This is a genomic window from Acidovorax sp. GBBC 1281 (assembly GCF_028473645.1).
Classification (GTDB): domain Bacteria; phylum Pseudomonadota; class Gammaproteobacteria; order Burkholderiales; family Burkholderiaceae_C; genus Paracidovorax.
In genome coordinates, this window is the sequence record NZ_CP097269.1 from 5,078,064 (window position 1) to 5,094,889 (window position 16,826).

The window sequence follows — 16,826 nt, forward strand, 5'->3', positions numbered from 1 at the left end:
ACCCCTTGGCGCGATCCGGGAGCAGCAAAGAAAAAGCCCGCAAACGCGGGCTCGCATCGCATGGGAGCGGGGGACTCAACCGCCCTTGGCGGCGGTGGAAGCAAGGTACTCCACCACTTGCAGGACGCCCTGCATGTTGCCGGCCATGGTGCCATCGGTGTAGTAACGGCCGGCCACGCCCATCGAGGGCACGCCTTCCACGCCGTAGGCTTCCTGCAGCTGGGCGGCCTTGCGCAGCTGGTTGGACACGGAAAAGGAGTTGTACGCCTCCTTGAACTTGGCCACGTCAACGCCCTGCTTGCCGATCCATTCGAAGATCAGGTCGTCCTTGTTGAGGGCCTGCTTTTCCACGTGAACGGCGCGAAACACCTTGGCGTGCAGATCGCCGACCTTGCCCATGCTTTCCAGGGCGAAGTACAGCTTTTGCTGCGGTGCGAAGCTGGAGTTGAACGCCACGGGCATGCGGCGGATCACCATGTCCTTGGGCGCCGCCTTGATCCAGGCTTCCAGCGTGGGCTCGAAGGCGTTGCAGTGGGGGCAGCTGTACCAGAAGAACTCGATGACCTCGACCTTGCCGGCGGGCACGTCGCTGGCCACGGGCTTGGCGAGCTTGACGTAGTCCTTGCCTTCCTTGAATTGGCGGGCCTGGGCCATGGCGGGCGTCGCCAGGGGCAGCGTCAGGGCGGAAGCGGCCACGGCCGTGGCGGTGGACAGGGAAAACTCGCGGCGTTTCATGAAAAAGACACTCCTTGTTCGGTCAGAGGGTTGTGAGCGGCAGCCTGCGGGAAAAGTTCAGCGCTGCACGCGCACCAGCGCGGATTCGACGCCCGCGCCATCGAGCTTGTCCTTGAGCATTTCGGCGTCGTCGCGCTTGGTGAAGGGACCGACGCGCACGCGAAAGACGGTGCGGCCGCTCTGCTCGCGCTCGCTCACCCGGGCCTCCCAGCCCAGCATGGCCAGTTTGGCGCGCTGCGCATCCGCATCACCCTGGGTGCGGAAGGCACCGGCCTGCACGAAGTAGTCGAACGGCTCAGCACCGCCGGGCGCGCTGGCGGCCCGGGCCTTGGCCAGGTCGCCCAGCGGATCGGACGAGGCGGCCGGCTTGCTGGCGGCACCCCGGGGCGCCGAAGCGGCGGCCACGGCGGCCGGCACCGAAGCGGTGCTCGCGGGCGCTGGGGCGACGCCGGCCACGGCGGGCGTCGAACTGGCGGGCACGGGCGGCCGGGCCGGGTTCTTGCCGTACAAGGGCGAATTCGGGTCCCAGTTCTTGTTCTTCTGGGATTCGGCGGCGTCTTGGTCGGCACTGCGCGCACCGCCCTTGTTGAGGAAGGGCACCGGCACCTTGGTCACATACACGGCCACGCCCAGCGCCGCCCCCAGGCCCACGACCACCCCGAGGATGAAGCCGATGGCGGTGCCCCCACGTTGCTGTTTTGTCATATCCGTAAACACTCACATTCTGGCTGGCGCCGATACGCCCAGCACGGCCAGGCCATTGTGCAATACCTGTGCGGTGGCGGCGACGAGCGCCAGGCGCGCGCGCTTGACGGCTTCATCGTCCACCAGGATGCGCTCGGCGTCGTAGTAGCTGTGGTAGCTCGCGGCCAGGTCGCGCAGGTAGAAGGTGACGTCGTGCGGCGCCTCGCCTTCGGTCGCGGCGGTGAGCATTTCGGGGTATTTGGCCAATTGCAGCATCAGCGCCTGGGCCTGCGGGCCTTCGAGCGCGGACAGGTCCACGTCTTTAAGTTCATTCAATATGAACGCAAAGTTTTGATCTGATCGAGCAAGTTCACCCAAACTTTCTAGTTCTGCTGGCGCCAAGCTTTCGAGTTTTTCATCCGAGATATTTGGGTCATCACCCCGGCGTTGCGCGTGCCAAGCGGCGAGCACGGAGCGAATACGTGCATATGCGTACTGCACGTAGTACACCGGGTTGTCGTTGTTCTGAGCCACGGCCAGATCGACGTCGAAGGTGTATTCGGTGTCGGGCTTACGGCTCAGCAGGAAGAAGCGCACGGCATCCTTGCTGGTCCACTCGATCAGGTCGCGCAGCGTCACGTAGCTGCCGGCGCGCTTGCTGATCTTGACCTCTTCGCCGCCCTTGACCACGCGCACCATGGTGTGCAGCACGTAGTCGGGGTAGCCCTGCGGAATGCCCACGTCGGCGGCCTGAAGGCCGGCGCGCACGCGGGCGATGGTGCCGTGGTGGTCCGTGCCCTGGATGTTGACGACCTTGGCGTAGCCGCGCTCCCATTTGGAGATGTGGTAGGCCACGTCGGGCACGAAGTACGTGTACGAGCCGTCCTGCTTACGCATCACGCGGTCCTTGTCGTCACCGTAGTCGGTGGATTGGAGCCACAGCGCGCCGTCCTGCTCGTAGGTCTTGCCGTTGGCGACCAGCCGGTTCACCGTGGCCTCGACGCGGCCGCTGGTGTACAGGCTCGACTCCAGGTAGTACTCGTCGAACTTCAGGTTGAAGGCCTGCAGGTCCTTGTCCTGCTCGTGGCGCAGGTAGGCCACCGCGAAGTTGCGGATGGACTCCACATCCTCCACGTCGCCGCTGGCCGTGAAGGCGCGGTCGGTGGCCTGCACCGTCTTCTTCGCGAGGAAGTCGTTGGCGATGTCCTGGATGTAGTCGCCGTTGTAGAACCCCTTGCTGGCGGGATTCTCGGGGTCGGTGGGCCAGCAGTCGCCGCCGGGCTTGAAGCCCTTGGCGCGCAGCTGCGTGCTGTGCGTGAGCGTGTGGATCTGCACGCCCGCATCGTTGTAGTAGTACTCGCGGTGCACCTTCCAGCCCTGCGTGGCGAAGAGGTTGCAGATCGCATCGCCCAGGGCCGCCTGGCGGCCGTGGCCCACGTGCAGCGGGCCCGTGGGGTTGGCCGAGACGAACTCGACCAGCACCTTCCGGCCGTTGTCCGGCTGCTGGCCGAAGCGCTCGCCGGCGGCCAGCACTTCGCGCACCACTTCCTGCTTGGCGGCGGGCTTCAGGCGGATGTTGATGAAGCCGGGGCCGGCGATCTCCAGCGCGTCGACCCAGCGGCCGAAGGCCGGCGTGGCCAGCAGGGCCTCGCGCAGCGTTTCGGCCAGCTGGCGGGGGTTCTGCCTGGCGGCCTTGGCCAGCTGCATGGCGGCGGTGCAGGCGAAATCGCCATGCGCGGCCACCTTGGGGGATTCAAAAGCAGCACGCCCGGCAGCGCCGGGCGACAATTTTTCCAGCTCGCCGGCGAGCGCCGCGAGCAATTCCTGTTTGACGGAGAGCATGCGGCGATTCTACGGGCCGCCCGTCATCCAAACTTTCGGCCATGACGTTATGCTGAACAGCCTCGCGGGGTGCGCGTCGACGGGGGGCTTCCTATCCACTTTTTGCAGGAACACGACATGAAGAATCTGCTCTCCGTGGTGGCCGCCGCCGGCCTCGCCCTCTCCTTCGCCACGGCGCATGCCGCCGATGCCCCCGCAGCCGCCGCCTCCGCGCCGGCCAAGGCCCCCACTGCTCAACAGAGCAAGATGACCACCTGCAACGCCGATGCCAAGACCAAGGCACTCAAGGGCGACGAACGCAAGGCCTTCATGAAGGACTGCCTCAGCGCCGACAAGCAGGCCGCCCAGCAGGGCAAGATGACCACCTGCAACGCCGACGCCAAGACCAAGGCGCTCAAGGGCGACGAGCGCAAGGCCTTCATGAAGCAGTGCCTGAGCAACAAGCCCGCCGCCTGATCCGGCCGCCGGCCCGCCCTATCGTCCAAAAGCCCCGCGTTGCGGGGCTTTTTTGCTGGGCGCGGGGCGTTCAGCGGATGCCGACGCCCCGCGCGAGGAACGTGGCCGCCAGCGGGATCAGCACCAGCAGGTGCGCCTCGATCATGACCAGGCGCCGGGTGCTGCGGATCGCCGCCTCGTCCGGCAGCGCCCCCGTGGCGCGCAGGGCCTTGCGCCAGCGCAGGAACCGCAGGGTGGGCGCGATGGAGATCAGCCCGACCACCACGAACAGCCCCACCTTCACATGCAGCAGCGGCTGCATTCCATACCACTGCACGCCCTTGATGCCCCAGCCGACGCGGGCCAGCCCCGTGGCCAGCACGGCCAGGGCCGCGATGCCATAGAACCGGTCCAGCTGCGCCAGCCGCTCCACCGCGGCCGCGTTCAGCCAGGCCGGGCGGCACAGCGCGGCTTCGCTGGCCAGGAAGGTGACCATGGTGAGAATGGCCAGGAAATGGGCATAGGCCAAAAGGGCTTCGGTGGTCATGTGGCGTTCCTTGGAGTTGGGGGCGGCGCGATGGTAGCGCGCCCACGGCAACGCCTGCGCCGCGTTTCGCTTGCCCGTGCAGCGCTTCGGATGCACGCGCGGGATCGCCGAGAAGGCGCAACAGTGACGGCTTCACCATTCTTGCGAGGCATGTCCATGCCGATCCCATCGATTTCCCACACGCAGCTCAGCACTCTGTTCAAGGACGGCCAGGGCAAGTCCGACACACAGGACCTGGTCAAGAAGGTCCTGGAAATGCTGCTCGTCAGCCTGCTGGAAAAGCTCAGCAAGAAAGACGATGCGCCGTCCAGCCCATCCAGCGGCGCGCCGGCTGCCAGCCCGGCCCCCAGCCCGTCGGCCGGCCCGGCCAGCACCCCATCGGCCCCTCCAGCGCCTACGCCCACGCAAAACAGCACCGCCGGCACGGCCCCCGCACCGGCACCCGCGGCCAGCCCTGCCGCACCCGGCAGCGGCACGGCAGGCAACGACTTCGGCACGCAGAGCGTGGCGGAAGGTGCGGGCAAGGTCCACCCGAAATTCGAGCCAGTGCTGCGCGGCGACGAGTCGCAAAAAGATTCGCAGATCAAGACGCAGGCGGACTTCGGCAAGGCGGCCGATGCCACGGCCAGGGAATACGGCCTCGACCCCAACCTGTTCCGCGCGCAGCTGGAGGTGGAATCCAACGCCTTCTCCAAGGGCTTCCAAGGCGCCATGAAGCTGGAAGGCGACCTTGGCCGCGCCGGCGAGAACAACACCTCCATCGGCCTGGGGCAGATTTCCCGCAAGTTCCTGGACGGCCGCGAATGGGCGGATGGCGGCCCCGGCAACGAACGGGTCGGCGGCCAGAAGGTGTCCACCGAGCAATACCAGGACAGCGTGACGACGCAGTTGCGGATGGCCGCGTCCAACCTGGCCCAGCGCGTGGCCGACCATGGCGGCCTGCAGCAGGGGCTGGCGTACTACGTGTCGGGCAACCCCGACCCGGGCAATGCCAACGCCAGCGCCTACATCGACCGGATCAACACGGCACTGAAGGACCCGGCGGTCGTCGGGCCCGGCCGCTGACCCGCGCAGGCAGCGCAACGGGGCACCGCCCGCGCCGCATCACTGCGGCGCCGGCGCCCCGATGTCCTGGCGCACCCAGTCGTCGAGCAGCGCCTTTTCATACCGCAGCGGATCGCTGCCGCCCCGCCCAGCGCGGGACAGGAACGACGGATCGCGCAGCTCGCGGCGACCGGACTGCAGCACGCGGCCGTCGGCCGCCATCCGCTGGAACTCCAGATCGATGCGCGGCGGATACACGTCGCGCACGATGCGCACCTGCGCCAGCTGCGCGCCGCGTCCGGGCTCGAACCCGCCCGCGCGCTGCACGTCGGTGATGCGCACCGCCAGCCGCTCGCCATCGGGCAGCGCGGCGGCGGCGCGTTCGGACAGGTGCTGGCACAGGGCATCGACCCATGCCCGGCGCGCACGGTCGGACTCGTGCGGGCCCATTCGGGCATCGCTGAAGCGGGAGGGATCGTCGTACTCCACGCTGACGATGCCCGGAGGAATCGCCTGCGCGCCGCGTGCCGCGGCAGGCCCCGGGCCGGGAGCGGCCGGCCGTGCGGATTCCGGGGCCGGGCTTCGTCCCGCCACGGGCGCCTGGGGCGCAGCGGGAGCCGTTGGCGGCCCGCCCGCGCAGCCGGCCAGCAAGGCCGCGGCGGCCAGCAAGGCCGCGGCGGCCAGCAGGACCAGCGCCGCACCCGCGCGGCCGCGACCCGGCCAGGCCATGCCCGCGGCGCGCGGCGCCGCGCCGCGCCGCCTCGGTGGGAAATGGTGGGTCATGGCAAGGCTCCTTCTTGGGTGGATGGGGTGGCGGCAGGGCCCGCCGTGCGGCGCCAGAACTCAGGCTGGCCGTAATGGTGCTTGAGGTAGTCGATCCACAGCCGCACGCGCAGCGGCATGTGCTTGCGCTGGGGAAAGACCACGTAGATGCCGTTGGGCGGCGCGGCGAAGTCTTCCAGCACAGCGGCCAGGCGGCCCGCGGCGATCTCGGCCTCGACCTCCCAGGTGCTGCGCCAGGCGATGCCCCAGCCGCCCAGGCACCAGTCGTGCAGCACCTGCCCGTCCGAGCAGTCCAGCGGCCCGCCGGGCTTGAAGTGCACGACCTCGGCGCCGCCGCCCTCGGCCGCGGGCATGCGAAAGGCCCAGCCGCGCGTTTGCGAGGCGTCGCTGGAGAGCGTGAGGCAGGCGTGCTGCGCCAGGTCGCCCGGGTGGCGCGGCGTACCGTGGCGCGCCAGGTACGCCGGCGTGGCCACGCACAGGCGCCGGTTGTCGGCGATGCGCACGCTCACCAGGGAAGAGTCGGGCAGGTCGCCCACGCGCACCGCGCAGTCGAACCCCTCGCCGGCCAGATCGACCACGCGGTCGCTCAGGTTGAGCGAGATGGTCACCTCGGCATGCAGGTCGCGAAAGCGCGGCACCAGCGGCGCCACGTGGCGCCGCCCGAAACCCGCCGGCGCGGTAATGCGCAGGTGCCCGGTGGCCTTGACGCCGCCGGCGGACACGCTGGCCTCGGCATTCGCCACGTCGGACAGCAGGCGCTGACAATCTTCCAGGAAGGCGCTGCCCTCGTGCGTGAGGTGGATGCGCCGCGTGGTGCGCACCATGAGCTTGACCCCCAGGTGCTCTTCCAGCGCATCGAGCCGGCGCCCCATGATGGCCGGAGCCACGCCTTCGGCCTTGGCGGCGGCGGTGAGGCTGCCGCGCGTTGCCACCGACACGAATGACTCGAAGGCCTTGAGCTTGTCCATGGGCGCCGATTATGCGGATGGATGTCACGGATGCATGCGGGTTCCGCGCTGATTGCTGACGTATGAATTCAAGCGAAATCGGGCACCAGCACAATAAAATCTATGGCATACAGCTATCAATACCATAGCAAACTTCGCCCCATGGGATCGCACGGGGCCGCGCCGCGCCGCCCCGCGCCGATCGCTCCCGCAGCCGCGCCTAGACGGCCGCGCGGGTGAGCTGCATCGACAGCGTGTAGCGGCTGGCCGGGTGCAGCGTCACGCTCACATCCATCAGCTCGCCGCCGGTGTCCACGTAGCGACGAACGATCTTCAGCGCCGCGGAACCGGCGGGCGCCTGCAGCTCTTCGGCCAGCGACTCCGGCACCAGCGCCCCCACGATGTCCTGCCGCACCTTGGCGATGCGCAGGCCGTACTGCGCCTCCAGCAGGCTGCTGACCAGCACGTCGGGCGCGGCGCGCACGTGTTCGGCCAGTTCCCGCGCGTCGAAGCGGGCCGCATCCACATAGACCACCGTCCAGGCGATGGGCAGGTGCGGCGCGGCACCGTCCCGGCGCAGGCTGGCGATGGCGAGGCAGCGGCTGCCGGCGGCGCAACCCAGCTCCGCGGCCAGGTCGCGGTCGAGCACCACCTCTTCGATGCGGCGCACCTCGCGCACGTGCGTGGCGCCGAACTGCACCAGGTCGTCCAGCGAGGCCAGCGTCTGCTGGTAGTGCGCATTGGGCGTGGCCGCCTCCACGCGCGTGCCCACCTTCTTGCGGCGCGACACCAGACCGGATTGCTGCAGCTCCGAGATCGCGGCGCGCACCGTGTGGCGGCTCACGCCGTAGCGGTCGCACAGCTCCAGCTCGGTCGGCAGCAGCGCGCCCACCACGTATTCGCCCGCGGCGATGCGTTCCGACAGATGGCGCGCCACCAGCGCGTAGCGCGGCTCAGCCATGGGCGCAGCCTTCCATCCGGGGTAAATCCGGATTTTCTTTATGTACGTACATAAACACAATAATTCATATGTCCGAACTTAATCACCTGCGGACGCCGACGCAACCCACCAACACCATGACCACCCCTGCCTTCGCCTCCAGCACCGCCATCGACTCGCTGCTCTTTCGCGACGCTTTCGGCACGCCCGCCATGCGCGCGATCTTCGCCGACCGCACGCTCGTCGCCCGCTACATCGAAGTGGAGGTGGCGCTGGCCACCGCGCAAGGCCGCTGCGGCGTGATTCCGGCCGAAGCGGCCCGCGAGATCGCCGCGCGCTGCGACCTGAACGCGCTCGACTTCGAGCTGCTGCGCCAGGAGACCGACATTGTCGGCTACCCCATCCTGCCGCTGGTGCACCAGCTGGTGAAGCAGTGCGGCGACGCCGGCCGCTACGTGCACTGGGGCGCCACCACCCAGGACATCATGGACACGGCCACGGTGCTGCAGGTGCGCGACGCGCTGGCGCTGGTGGAGGCCGACATCGCGGCCCTGCGCGGCATCCTGGCCGGCCTGGCCGAGCGCTACCGCGACACGCCCATGGCCGGGCGCACCCATCTGCAGCACGCGCTGCCCATCACCTTCGGCTACAAGGCCGCCATCTGGCTGGCGATGTTCGACCGCCATGCCGAGCGGCTGCAGGAGCTGAAAAAACGCGTGCTCGTCGGCCAGTTCGCCGGCGCAGCGGGCACGCTGGCCTCGCTGGGCGAGCGCGGGCTGGAGGTGCAGGGCCTGCTGATGGAGGAGCTGCAGCTGGGCGTGCCCGCCACCACCTGGCACGTGGCACGCGACGGCCTGGCCGAGGCGGTGAACTTCCTGGCCCTGGTGACCGGCTCGCTGGGCAAGATCGCCTACGACGTGATGCTGCTGTCGGCCACCGAGTTCGGCGAGGTGTTCGAGCCTTTCGTGCCCGGCCGCGGCGCCAGCAGCACCATGCCGCAAAAGCGCAATGCGATCTCCAGCGAGCTGATGCTGGCGGCATCCAAGTCCGTGCGCCAGCATGCCGGCCTGATGCTGGACGCCATGGTGCAGGACCTGGAGCGCGCCACCGGCCCGTGGCACGCCGAATGGATCGCCATTCCCGAGAGCTTCGTGCTCACCGCCGGGGCCCTGAACCAGGCGCGCTTCATGCTCGGCGGCCTGATCGTCAACGAAGACCGCATGGCGAAGAACCTGGACATGACGGACGGCCTGATCGTGGCCGAGGCCGTGATGATGGGCCTGGCCCCGTTCACCGGCCGCCAGCAGGCACACGACATCGTCTACGGCGCCTGCCGCACCGTGAACACGCAGGGCGGCACGCTGGCCGATGCGCTGGCGCGGCTGCCCGAGGTGTCGGCGCACTTCGACCGCGCGGCGATCGACCGCCTCACCGATCCCCGCAACTACCTGGGCGCCGCGCCCGGGATGGTGGACCGCGCCCTGGCCCTGTCGCGCGCGCAGACAAGCTGATTCCCAAGAACGTCAACCGGAGACAAGCATGCAACCTTCGACCTTCCGCCGCGCCGCCGTGGCGCTGGCCGCCGCCACCCTCGCCTTCGCCGCCCAGGCGCAGGGCTACCCCGCCAAGCCGCTCACCTGGATCGTGCCCTTCGCCGCCGGCGGCCCCACCGACGCCATGGCGCGCGACATCGCGCAGCGCACCAGCACGCAGTTGGGCCAGCAGATCATCATCGAGAACACGCCGGGCGCCGGCGGCACCATCGGCAGCGCCAAGGCGGCGCGCGCGCCGGCAGACGGCTACACCTTTCTGGTCGGCCACATGGGGTACATGGGCGCCGCGCCCTCGCTGTACAAGAAGCTGGCCTACGACCCGGTGAAGGACTTCGACGCCGTCTTCCGCTTCCCCGACACGCCCCTGGTGCTGCTGGTGGGCAAGAACTCGCCATACAAGACGGCCGAGGACCTGATCGCCTACGGCAAGCAGAACCCGGGCAAGCTCAACTTCGGCAATGCCGGCGTGGGCTCCACCTCGCACCTGGTGGCGGCGCTGTTCGCCAGCCGCGCGAAGGTCGAGATCACCTCCGTGTCGTACAAGGGCGCGGCCCCGGCCATGACCGACCTGGTGGCCGGCCAGGTCGATGCCATGTTCGACCAGACCAACACCGCCCTGCCCCAGCTGGCTGGCGACCGCGTGCGCGCCGTGGCACTCACCGCCGACAAGGCCATGCCGCAGTTCCCGGGCGTGCCCCCGCTGGGCCAGAAGGTGATTCCCGGCTTCGAAACCGCCACGTGGTACGGCATCTACGCCCCCAAGGGCACGCCGCGCGAGGCCGTCCAGAAGGTCTACCAGGCCTACACCAAGGCCCTGGCCGACAAGGCCTGGACCGACAGGATGGCCGCGCAGGGCATCCGCATGCTGCCGGACGACCAGTACACGCCGGACGCCTTGGCCAAACACACCGCCACCGAGGTGGAGCGCTGGCGCAAGGTGGCGGCCGAGGCCAGGATCTCGCTGGACTGACCGCATGGGCGCCGCCACCCGCACCGAGCACGACGCCTTCGGGCCGGTCGAGATTCCCGCCGACCGCCTGTGGGGCGCACAGACCCAGCGCGCGCTCGCGGTCTTCGACATCGGCGAGGAGCGTTTCCCGGCCTGCCTGCTGCACACCTTCGGCCTGCAAAAGCAGGCCGCGGCCCGCGCCAACCGCCGCCTGGGCACGCTGGACGCCCTGCGCGCCGATGCCATCGAGGCCGCCGCCGAGGAGTTGCGCACCGGCCTGCTGGATGCGCACTTTCCGCTCACCATCTGGCAGACGGGCTCGGGCACGCAGACCAACATGAACGCCAACGAGGTGCTGGCCAACCGCGCCAACCAGCGCCTGGGCCAGCCGCCGGGCACGCGCAGCCCGGTGCACCCGAACGACCACGTGAACGCCTCGCAGTCGTCCAACGACAGCTTTCCTACCGTGATGCACCTGGCGACGGCGCTGGAGCTGCGCGACCGCCTGGTGCCCGCGCTCACGCTGCTGCAGTCGCGCCTGCAGGAGCGGGCCACCGCCTTCGCCGGCGTGCTGAAGATCGCGCGCACCCACCTGATGGACGCCGTGCCCATGACGCTGGGCCAGGGCTTCGACGCCTTCGCCCGCCAGGTGGGCCATGGCATCGACCGGCTGCACGCCACGCTGCCCCGCCTGTGCCTGCTGGCGCAGGGCGGCACCGCGGCCGGCACGGGACTGAATGCGCCGCCCGGCTTCGACGTGGCGTTCTGCGAGGAGGCCAGCGCGCTGGCCGGCATGGCCTTCACGCCCAACCCGAGCAAATTCGAGGGCATGGGCGCGCACGATGCGCTGGTGGAGGTGTCCGGCGCCCTGAACGTGGTCGCCGCGTCGCTGGCCAAGATCGCCAACGACCTGCGGCTCCTGGGCTCGGGCCCGCGCTGCGGCCTGGGCGAGCTGCGCATCCCGGACGACGGGCTCACCTCGTCGATCATGCCGGGCAAGCGCAACCCGACCATCGCCGAGGTAGTGGCACAGGCCGCCTGGCAGGTGATGGGCAACCACACCACCATCACGCTGGCCGGCGCGTCGGGCCACTTCGAGCTGAACGTGGCCAAGCCGGTGCTCATTTACAACCTGCTGCAGTCCATCCGCGTGCTGGCCGACAGCGCCCGCGTGTTCTCCGAGCGGCTGGTGCAGGGCATCGAGGCCGACACCGAGCGCCTGGCCGCCAACGTGGACAACGCCCTGCTGCTGGCCATCGCCCTGAACCCGGTGCTGGGCTACGACCGCGTGGCCCGCATCACGCGCGAGGCCATGGAGCGCGGCATCACGCCGAAGGCCGCCGCCGTGGCGCTGGGGTTTCTCACGGGCGACGAGTACGACCGAAGGGTGGACGCGCGGACCATGGCCGGGCGCGGCTGACGGGCCCCACAAGGCGCTCCGGGCGGCGGCGCAACCCCGCCCGGACTCCGCCGCCGCTTTCTTCATTTGTGCGTAAAAGTCACTGGTTCTGAGATTTTCAGGCGGTTTATGTCTGGAAAGATTTGCAATACAGTGGGTCGACATCGTGGTGACGGTCCCTGGCGGCCGTTGCCGGTTCGCATCCACCCTTTCCCAGACCCAAGAGACCTCCATGACCGACCGCACCACCGTTCACGGCCTGCAAGTGGCCACCTCCCTGCACCGCTTCGTCGAAGACCGGGTCCTGCCCGGCACGGGTGTGGACAGCGAGGCGTTCTGGAAAGGCTTCAGCGCGCTGGTTTCCGACTTGGCGCCTCGTAACATCGCCCTGCTGGCCGAGCGCGACCGCCTGCAGTCCGAACTCGACACCTGGCACCGCGCCAACCCGGGCCCGGTGCAGAACATGGCGGCGTACCGCGCCTTCCTCGAACAGATCGGCTACCTGGTGCCCCAGCCGGCCGATGTGCAGGCCACCACCGCCAACGTGGACGACGAACTCGCCACGCAGGCCGGCCCGCAGCTGGTGGTGCCGATCCTGAACGCGCGCTATGCACTCAACGCGGCCAACGCGCGCTGGGGCTCGCTGTACGACGCGCTCTACGGCACCGATGCCATTCCCGAGACCGACGGCGCCGAGAAGGGCCAGGGCTACAACCCCGTGCGGGGCGCCCGCGTGATCGCGTTCGCCCGCGAGGTGCTCGACCAGGCCGCGCCGCTGGCCCAGGGCACGCACAAGAACGCCGCCGGCTACCGCGTGGAAGGCGGCCAACTGGTCGTCGCGCTGGAGGGCGGCGGCACCACCGGCCTGCAGGAACCGGCCCAGTTCGTGGGCTACCAGGGCGAGGCGTCGGCGCCTTCGTCCGTGCTGCTGCGCCACCACGGCCTGCACCTGGACCTGCAGATCGACCGCAGCACGCCCATCGGCAAGACCGATCCCGCCGGCGTGAGCGACCTGGTGGTGGAAGCCGCGCTCTCGACCATCCTGGACCTGGAAGACTCCGTGGCCGCCGTCGATGCCGAGGACAAGGTCAACGGCTACGCCAACTGGCTGGGCATCCTGAAGGCCGACCTCACCGAGCAGGTGAGCAAGGGCGGCAAAACCTTCACGCGCGGCCTGAACCCCGACCGCCTGTACACCGCCCCGGACGGCAGCGGCGAGGTGCGCCTGCACGGCCGCTCGCTCATGTTCCTGCGCAACGTGGGCCACCTCATGACCAACCCGGCCGTGCTGTGGACCGATGCGCAGGGCACGCAGCGCGAGATTCCCGAAGGCATCCTGGACGCCGTGGTCACCACCACCATCGCGCTGCACGACCTGCAGGGCAAGGGGCAGGGCGACATCCGCAACTCGCGCAAGGGCAGCGTCTACATCGTCAAGCCCAAGATGCACGGCCCGGCCGAGGTGGCCTTCGCCAGCGACCTGTTCGGCCGCGTGGAGCAGCTGCTGGGCTTGGCCGAAAACACCGTCAAGCTGGGCATCATGGACGAGGAGCGCCGCACCAGCGTCAACCTCAAGGCCTGCATCGCCGCGGCCTCGGCGCGCGTGGCGTTCATCAACACCGGCTTCCTGGACCGCACGGGCGACGAGATGCACACCGCCATGCAGGCCGGCCCCATGGTGCGCAAGGGCGACATGAAGGCCAGCGCCTGGATCCAGTCGTACGAGAAGAACAACGTGCTCGTGGGCCTGTCGTGCGGCCTGCGGGGCAAGGCGCAGATCGGCAAGGGCATGTGGGCCATGCCCGACCTGATGGCCGAGATGCTCAAACAGAAGATCGCCCACCCCAAGGCCGGCGCCAACACCGCCTGGGTCCCGAGCCCCACGGGCGCCACGCTGCACGCGCTGCACTACCACCAGGTCAACGTGGCCGAGGTGCAGAAGGCATTGGAAAATACCGACGCCAACGCCGAGCGCGACAACCTGCTGACCGGCCTGCTCACGGTGCCGGTCACCGCCACGCCGCAGTGGAGCGATGCCGAAAAGCAACAGGAGCTGGACAACAACGCCCAGGGCATCCTGGGCTACGTGGTGCGCTGGATCGACCAGGGCGTGGGCTGCTCCAAGGTGCCCGACATCCACAACGTGGGCCTGATGGAGGACCGCGCCACGCTGCGCATCAGCAGCCAGCACATGGCCAACTGGCTGCTGCACGGCGTGGTGACCGAAGCGCAGGTGCGCGAAACCTTCGAGCGCATGGCCGCCGTGGTGGACCAGCAGAACGCCGGCGATCCACTGTACCAGAAGATGGCCGGGCGCTTCGCCGAATCGGCCGCCTACCAGGCCGCGTGCGACCTCGTCTTCAAGGGCGTGGAGCAGCCCAGCGGCTACACCGAGCCCCTGCTGCACGCCTGGCGGCTGAAGGTGAAGGCCGGCACCGCCGTGCGCTGAAGCGGCTCGGTACGTTACGCCTAGCCGGCACCCCGAGTGCCGGCCGGCCCCCCTTCGACGGGGCACCCATTCCGGGTGCCCCGTTTTCGTTGGGCGCCCGAAAAACACGGCTTAACAGGGGTATCCGGGTAAATCCATATGTTCCGGCAAGGCGTAAGGGTTTGTAGTTGCGCTAGAGCAATACAGAGAGAATCGCCCACCAACCAAGGGTTTTCCCTATCTTCACCATGAATCTCCAAAACATCTCCATCGGAAAACGCCTGGGCCTGGCCTTCGGCGTGCTCATCCTCTTCATCGTCACCATGCTGGGCGTGGGCACCTGGAAATTGCAGTCGGTGGCGCAGGAGACGGCTTCGATGATGGCGCTGCCCCTGACCAAGGAGCGGCTCATCTCCGACTGGTACCGCACCATCTTCAGCAACGTGCGCCGCCACAGCGTGGTGGCTCGCAGCACCGACTCCACCCTGGCGCAGCAGTTCGCGGCGGACAACGCGGCGGCCTCCAAGATGTCGTCCGAGCAGCAGAGCCAGCTGTCCAAGCTCATCAGCAGCCCGCAGGAGCAGGCCCTGTTCGACAAGGTCGGCGAAGAGCGCAAGCGCTTCGTCGTCGCCCGCGACGCCATCTACAAGGCCAAGGCCGAAGGCCGTTCAGAAGACGCCGAGCGCATCCTGAACGCCGACTTCACCCCCGCGGGCGAGCAATACCTGCAGGCGCTGCAGGCCCTGCTGGACTTCCAGCGCGCGCAGATCAACGCATCCTCCGAAGCCGTGCAGGCCAACTACCAGAGCGGACGTCTGCAGTTGATCATCCTGGGCGCGCTGGCCACCCTGATCGCCCTGGCCCTGGCCGTGGGAATCACCCGCAGCATCACCCACCCGCTGCACGACGCCGTGTCCATGGCCAAGACCGTGGCCACGGGCGACCTCACCGTGTCGTCCGACAGCACCGCGCAGGACGAGACCGGCCAGCTGCTGCGCACGCTGAACGCCATGGGCGAGCAGCTGCGCACCGCCGTGGGCCAGGTGCGCCACGGGGCCGAGGGCATCGCCGTGGCCTCCAGCGAGATCGCGCGCGGCAACCTGGACCTGTCCAGCCGCACCGAAGAGCAGGCCAGCGCGCTGCAGCAGACGGCCGCGTCCATGGAGCAGATGACCGCCACCGTGCGCCAGAACGCCGACAACGCGCGCACCGCCAACCAGCTCGCGCAGGCCACTTCGGACAAGGCCGTGCGCGGCGGCGAGGTGGTGGGCAACGTGGTCTCCACGATGGGCGAGATCCACGCGGCCTCGCGCAAGATCGTGGACATCATCGGCGTCATCGACGGCATCGCCTTCCAGACCAATATCCTGGCGCTGAACGCGGCGGTCGAGGCCGCCCGCGCCGGCGAGCAGGGCCGCGGCTTCGCGGTGGTGGCGGGCGAGGTGCGCACGCTGGCGCAGCGCAGCGCGGCGGCGGCCAAGGAGATCAAGGGCCTGATCGACGACTCGGTGCAGCGCGTGGACTCGGGCAACCGGCTGGTGGAGCAGGCCGGCGAAGCCATGCGCGAGGTGGTGGACGGCGTGCGCCGCGTGACCGACCTTGTGGGCGAGATCAGCGTGGCCAGCCAGGAGCAGACCACCGGGCTGGAGCAGGTCAACCAGGCCATCTCCCAGATGGACACCGTGACGCAGCAGAACGCGGCGCTGGTCGAAGAGGCGGCTGCGGCCACCGGCTCGCTGGAATCGCAGACGGCGCAACTGGTGCGTGCGGTGGCGGTGTTCCGCGTCGGCAACGCCGATGGCGCCGGCCCGGCGCTCGCGGCAGCGCGGCACGCGCCGGCCCTCGCGCGCTGACGCGCACGGGCCCCGCCGAGCCCGGCAGGACGGGCGGATGCCCCGGTCGCCCGGATCGCCATTGCTACTTAATTGATAGCAATATGCCCTAGAAGAATATGCGCTGGAAGGCATTTTCATTCATTCCCCTGTGCGGCATCCCCGCGCGCTGGTGGGGTCTACACTGGCACGTTTGCCCGATGCCATGACCGCCGCGCCGCCGCCCTCCACCCCCGCCGACTCGTCCCGCTGCCCCCTGTGCGGCGGGCGCAACCAGTGCGCCATCGAAGCCGGCGCCCCCGCCGCGGATTGCTGGTGCATGGCGGCCGCCGTGTCCGCGCAGGCCCTGGCGCAACTGGCCCCCGGCCAGCGCGGCACCGCCTGCCTGTGCCCCCGGTGCGCGGCCGGAACGGGCTCCGCGCCACAGGGCGCAGCGGCCGGCGCGCCGATATGATGGCCGCTCCCTTTTTTGAACTCCCCTGAAGGACCGACATGCCGACGTACCACATCGAAATGATGGAAGGCCGCACCATCGAACAGAAGAAAAAGCTGGTGGAAGAGATCACCCGCGTGTCGGTGGAAATCCTCGGCGGCTCGCCCGACTCGGTGGACATCCTCATCACCGACGTCAAGCGCGAGAACTGGGCCACCGGCGGAAAGCTCTGGTCCGAGCGGACCTGATCCGGCCGGCCCTGCCCGATTTCCGCC

General features: G+C 69.1%; 16 protein-coding genes. 9 read left to right on the forward strand and 7 right to left on the reverse strand.

Annotation, left to right across the window (positions count from 1 at the left end):
* Positions 1-75: 75 nt before the first annotated feature.
* From M5C96_RS23810 to argS, 3 genes are read right to left on the reverse strand one after another with little or no spacing between them, the layout of a single operon-like run.
* Positions 76-735 (reverse strand): thiol:disulfide interchange protein DsbA/DsbL, encoded by a 660-nt coding sequence (locus M5C96_RS23810; protein ID WP_272565721.1) that lies wholly within the window; start codon positions 733-735, stop codon positions 76-78.
* 57 nt (positions 736-792) lie between these two features.
* Positions 793-1,440, reverse strand: coding sequence for an SPOR domain-containing protein (locus M5C96_RS23815; RefSeq protein WP_272565722.1), 648 nt, complete (start codon positions 1,438-1,440; stop codon positions 793-795).
* A 12-nt stretch (positions 1,441-1,452) separates the two neighbouring features.
* On the reverse strand, positions 1,453-3,261 hold the full coding sequence (argS, locus tag M5C96_RS23820; protein ID WP_272565723.1) for an arginine--tRNA ligase: 1,809 nt from the start codon (positions 3,259-3,261) through the stop codon (positions 1,453-1,455).
* Positions 3,262-3,378: 117 nt separating this feature from the next.
* Between argS and M5C96_RS23825 the strand changes: the two genes are divergently transcribed.
* Entirely contained in the window at positions 3,379-3,717 is a 339-nt protein-coding gene (locus M5C96_RS23825) for a PsiF family protein (protein ID WP_272565724.1), read from the forward strand.
* Positions 3,718-3,787: 70 nt separating this feature from the next.
* Here M5C96_RS23825 and M5C96_RS23830 read toward each other — a convergent pair whose 3' ends face one another.
* Entirely contained in the window at positions 3,788-4,243 is a 456-nt protein-coding gene (locus M5C96_RS23830) for a DUF2214 family protein (RefSeq protein WP_272565725.1), read from the reverse strand.
* A gap of 156 nt (positions 4,244-4,399) precedes the next feature.
* Between M5C96_RS23830 and M5C96_RS23835 the strand changes: the two genes are divergently transcribed.
* Entirely contained in the window at positions 4,400-5,308 is a 909-nt protein-coding gene (locus M5C96_RS23835) for an FmdB family transcriptional regulator (protein WP_272565726.1), read from the forward strand.
* Positions 5,309-5,347: 39 nt separating this feature from the next.
* Here the strand turns inward: M5C96_RS23835 and M5C96_RS23840 are convergent, their stop codons facing one another.
* The 3 genes from M5C96_RS23840 to M5C96_RS23850 all read right to left on the reverse strand — a co-directional run bounded on the left by M5C96_RS23840 (position 5,348) and on the right by M5C96_RS23850 (position 7,978).
* Positions 5,348-6,070 (reverse strand): DUF3016 domain-containing protein, encoded by a 723-nt coding sequence (locus tag M5C96_RS23840; RefSeq protein WP_272565727.1) that lies wholly within the window; start codon positions 6,068-6,070, stop codon positions 5,348-5,350.
* Complete coding sequence (locus M5C96_RS23845) at positions 6,067-7,038, reverse strand: LysR family transcriptional regulator (RefSeq protein WP_272565728.1); 972 nt, start codon at positions 7,036-7,038, stop codon at positions 6,067-6,069. The genes M5C96_RS23840 and M5C96_RS23845 overlap by 4 nt, the downstream gene beginning before the upstream one ends.
* A gap of 199 nt (positions 7,039-7,237) precedes the next feature.
* On the reverse strand, positions 7,238-7,978 hold the full coding sequence (locus M5C96_RS23850; protein WP_272565729.1) for a GntR family transcriptional regulator: 741 nt from the start codon (positions 7,976-7,978) through the stop codon (positions 7,238-7,240).
* A gap of 116 nt (positions 7,979-8,094) precedes the next feature.
* Here M5C96_RS23850 and M5C96_RS23855 point away from each other — a divergent pair, with 116 nt between their 5' ends.
* From M5C96_RS23855 to M5C96_RS23885, 7 genes are all read left to right on the forward strand, one after another.
* Positions 8,095-9,468: a class-II fumarase/aspartase family protein gene (locus tag M5C96_RS23855; RefSeq protein WP_272565731.1), complete on the forward strand. Its 1,374-nt coding sequence runs from the start codon at positions 8,095-8,097 to the stop codon at positions 9,466-9,468.
* Positions 9,469-9,496: 28 nt separating this feature from the next.
* Positions 9,497-10,480 carry a tripartite tricarboxylate transporter substrate-binding protein gene (locus M5C96_RS23860; RefSeq protein WP_272565733.1) on the forward strand — a complete coding sequence of 328 codons (984 nt, stop codon included), beginning with the start codon at positions 9,497-9,499 and terminating at the stop codon, positions 10,478-10,480.
* A gap of 4 nt (positions 10,481-10,484) precedes the next feature.
* The gene (locus M5C96_RS23865) at positions 10,485-11,879 is read left to right on the forward strand and encodes a class II fumarate hydratase (RefSeq protein ID WP_272565735.1); all 1,395 of its coding nucleotides are present in this window, start codon (positions 10,485-10,487) and stop codon (positions 11,877-11,879) included.
* Between the two features lie 211 nt (positions 11,880-12,090).
* Positions 12,091-14,307 carry a malate synthase G gene (locus tag M5C96_RS23870; protein WP_272565737.1) on the forward strand — a complete coding sequence of 739 codons (2,217 nt, stop codon included), beginning with the start codon at positions 12,091-12,093 and terminating at the stop codon, positions 14,305-14,307.
* Between the two features lie 227 nt (positions 14,308-14,534).
* Positions 14,535-16,139, forward strand: a complete 1,605-nt coding sequence (locus M5C96_RS23875; protein ID WP_272565739.1) for a methyl-accepting chemotaxis protein — start codon at positions 14,535-14,537, stop codon at positions 16,137-16,139.
* Between the two features lie 184 nt (positions 16,140-16,323).
* Positions 16,324-16,572: a cysteine-rich CWC family protein gene (locus M5C96_RS23880; protein ID WP_272565740.1), complete on the forward strand. Its 249-nt coding sequence runs from the start codon at positions 16,324-16,326 to the stop codon at positions 16,570-16,572.
* Between the two features lie 38 nt (positions 16,573-16,610).
* Entirely contained in the window at positions 16,611-16,799 is a 189-nt protein-coding gene (locus M5C96_RS23885; protein ID WP_272549570.1) for a 4-oxalocrotonate tautomerase, read from the forward strand.
* The last annotated feature ends 27 nt before the right edge of the window (positions 16,800-16,826 follow it).

Bases quoted from the DNA above. Each gene is read 5' to 3' on its own strand.
- M5C96_RS23810 (WP_272565721.1), bottom strand. From the start codon at position 735: ATGAAACGCCGCGAGTTTTCCCTGTCCACCGCCACGGCCGTGGCCGCT.
- M5C96_RS23815 (WP_272565722.1), bottom strand. From the start codon at position 1,440: ATGACAAAACAGCAACGTGGGGGCACCGCCATCGGCTTCATCCTCGGG.
- argS (WP_272565723.1), bottom strand. From the start codon at position 3,261: ATGCTCTCCGTCAAACAGGAATTGCTCGCGGCGCTCGCCGGCGAGCTG.
- M5C96_RS23825 (WP_272565724.1), top strand. From the start codon at position 3,379: ATGAAGAATCTGCTCTCCGTGGTGGCCGCCGCCGGCCTCGCCCTCTCC.
- M5C96_RS23830 (WP_272565725.1), bottom strand. From the start codon at position 4,243: ATGACCACCGAAGCCCTTTTGGCCTATGCCCATTTCCTGGCCATTCTC.
- M5C96_RS23835 (WP_272565726.1), top strand. From the start codon at position 4,400: ATGCCGATCCCATCGATTTCCCACACGCAGCTCAGCACTCTGTTCAAG.
- M5C96_RS23840 (WP_272565727.1), bottom strand. From the start codon at position 6,070: ATGACCCACCATTTCCCACCGAGGCGGCGCGGCGCGGCGCCGCGCGCC.
- M5C96_RS23845 (WP_272565728.1), bottom strand. From the start codon at position 7,038: ATGGACAAGCTCAAGGCCTTCGAGTCATTCGTGTCGGTGGCAACGCGC.
- M5C96_RS23850 (WP_272565729.1), bottom strand. From the start codon at position 7,978: ATGGCTGAGCCGCGCTACGCGCTGGTGGCGCGCCATCTGTCGGAACGC.
- M5C96_RS23855 (WP_272565731.1), top strand. From the start codon at position 8,095: ATGACCACCCCTGCCTTCGCCTCCAGCACCGCCATCGACTCGCTGCTC.
- M5C96_RS23860 (WP_272565733.1), top strand. From the start codon at position 9,497: ATGCAACCTTCGACCTTCCGCCGCGCCGCCGTGGCGCTGGCCGCCGCC.
- M5C96_RS23865 (WP_272565735.1), top strand. From the start codon at position 10,485: ATGGGCGCCGCCACCCGCACCGAGCACGACGCCTTCGGGCCGGTCGAG.
- M5C96_RS23870 (WP_272565737.1), top strand. From the start codon at position 12,091: ATGACCGACCGCACCACCGTTCACGGCCTGCAAGTGGCCACCTCCCTG.
- M5C96_RS23875 (WP_272565739.1), top strand. From the start codon at position 14,535: ATGAATCTCCAAAACATCTCCATCGGAAAACGCCTGGGCCTGGCCTTC.
- M5C96_RS23880 (WP_272565740.1), top strand. From the start codon at position 16,324: ATGACCGCCGCGCCGCCGCCCTCCACCCCCGCCGACTCGTCCCGCTGC.
- M5C96_RS23885 (WP_272549570.1), top strand. From the start codon at position 16,611: ATGCCGACGTACCACATCGAAATGATGGAAGGCCGCACCATCGAACAG.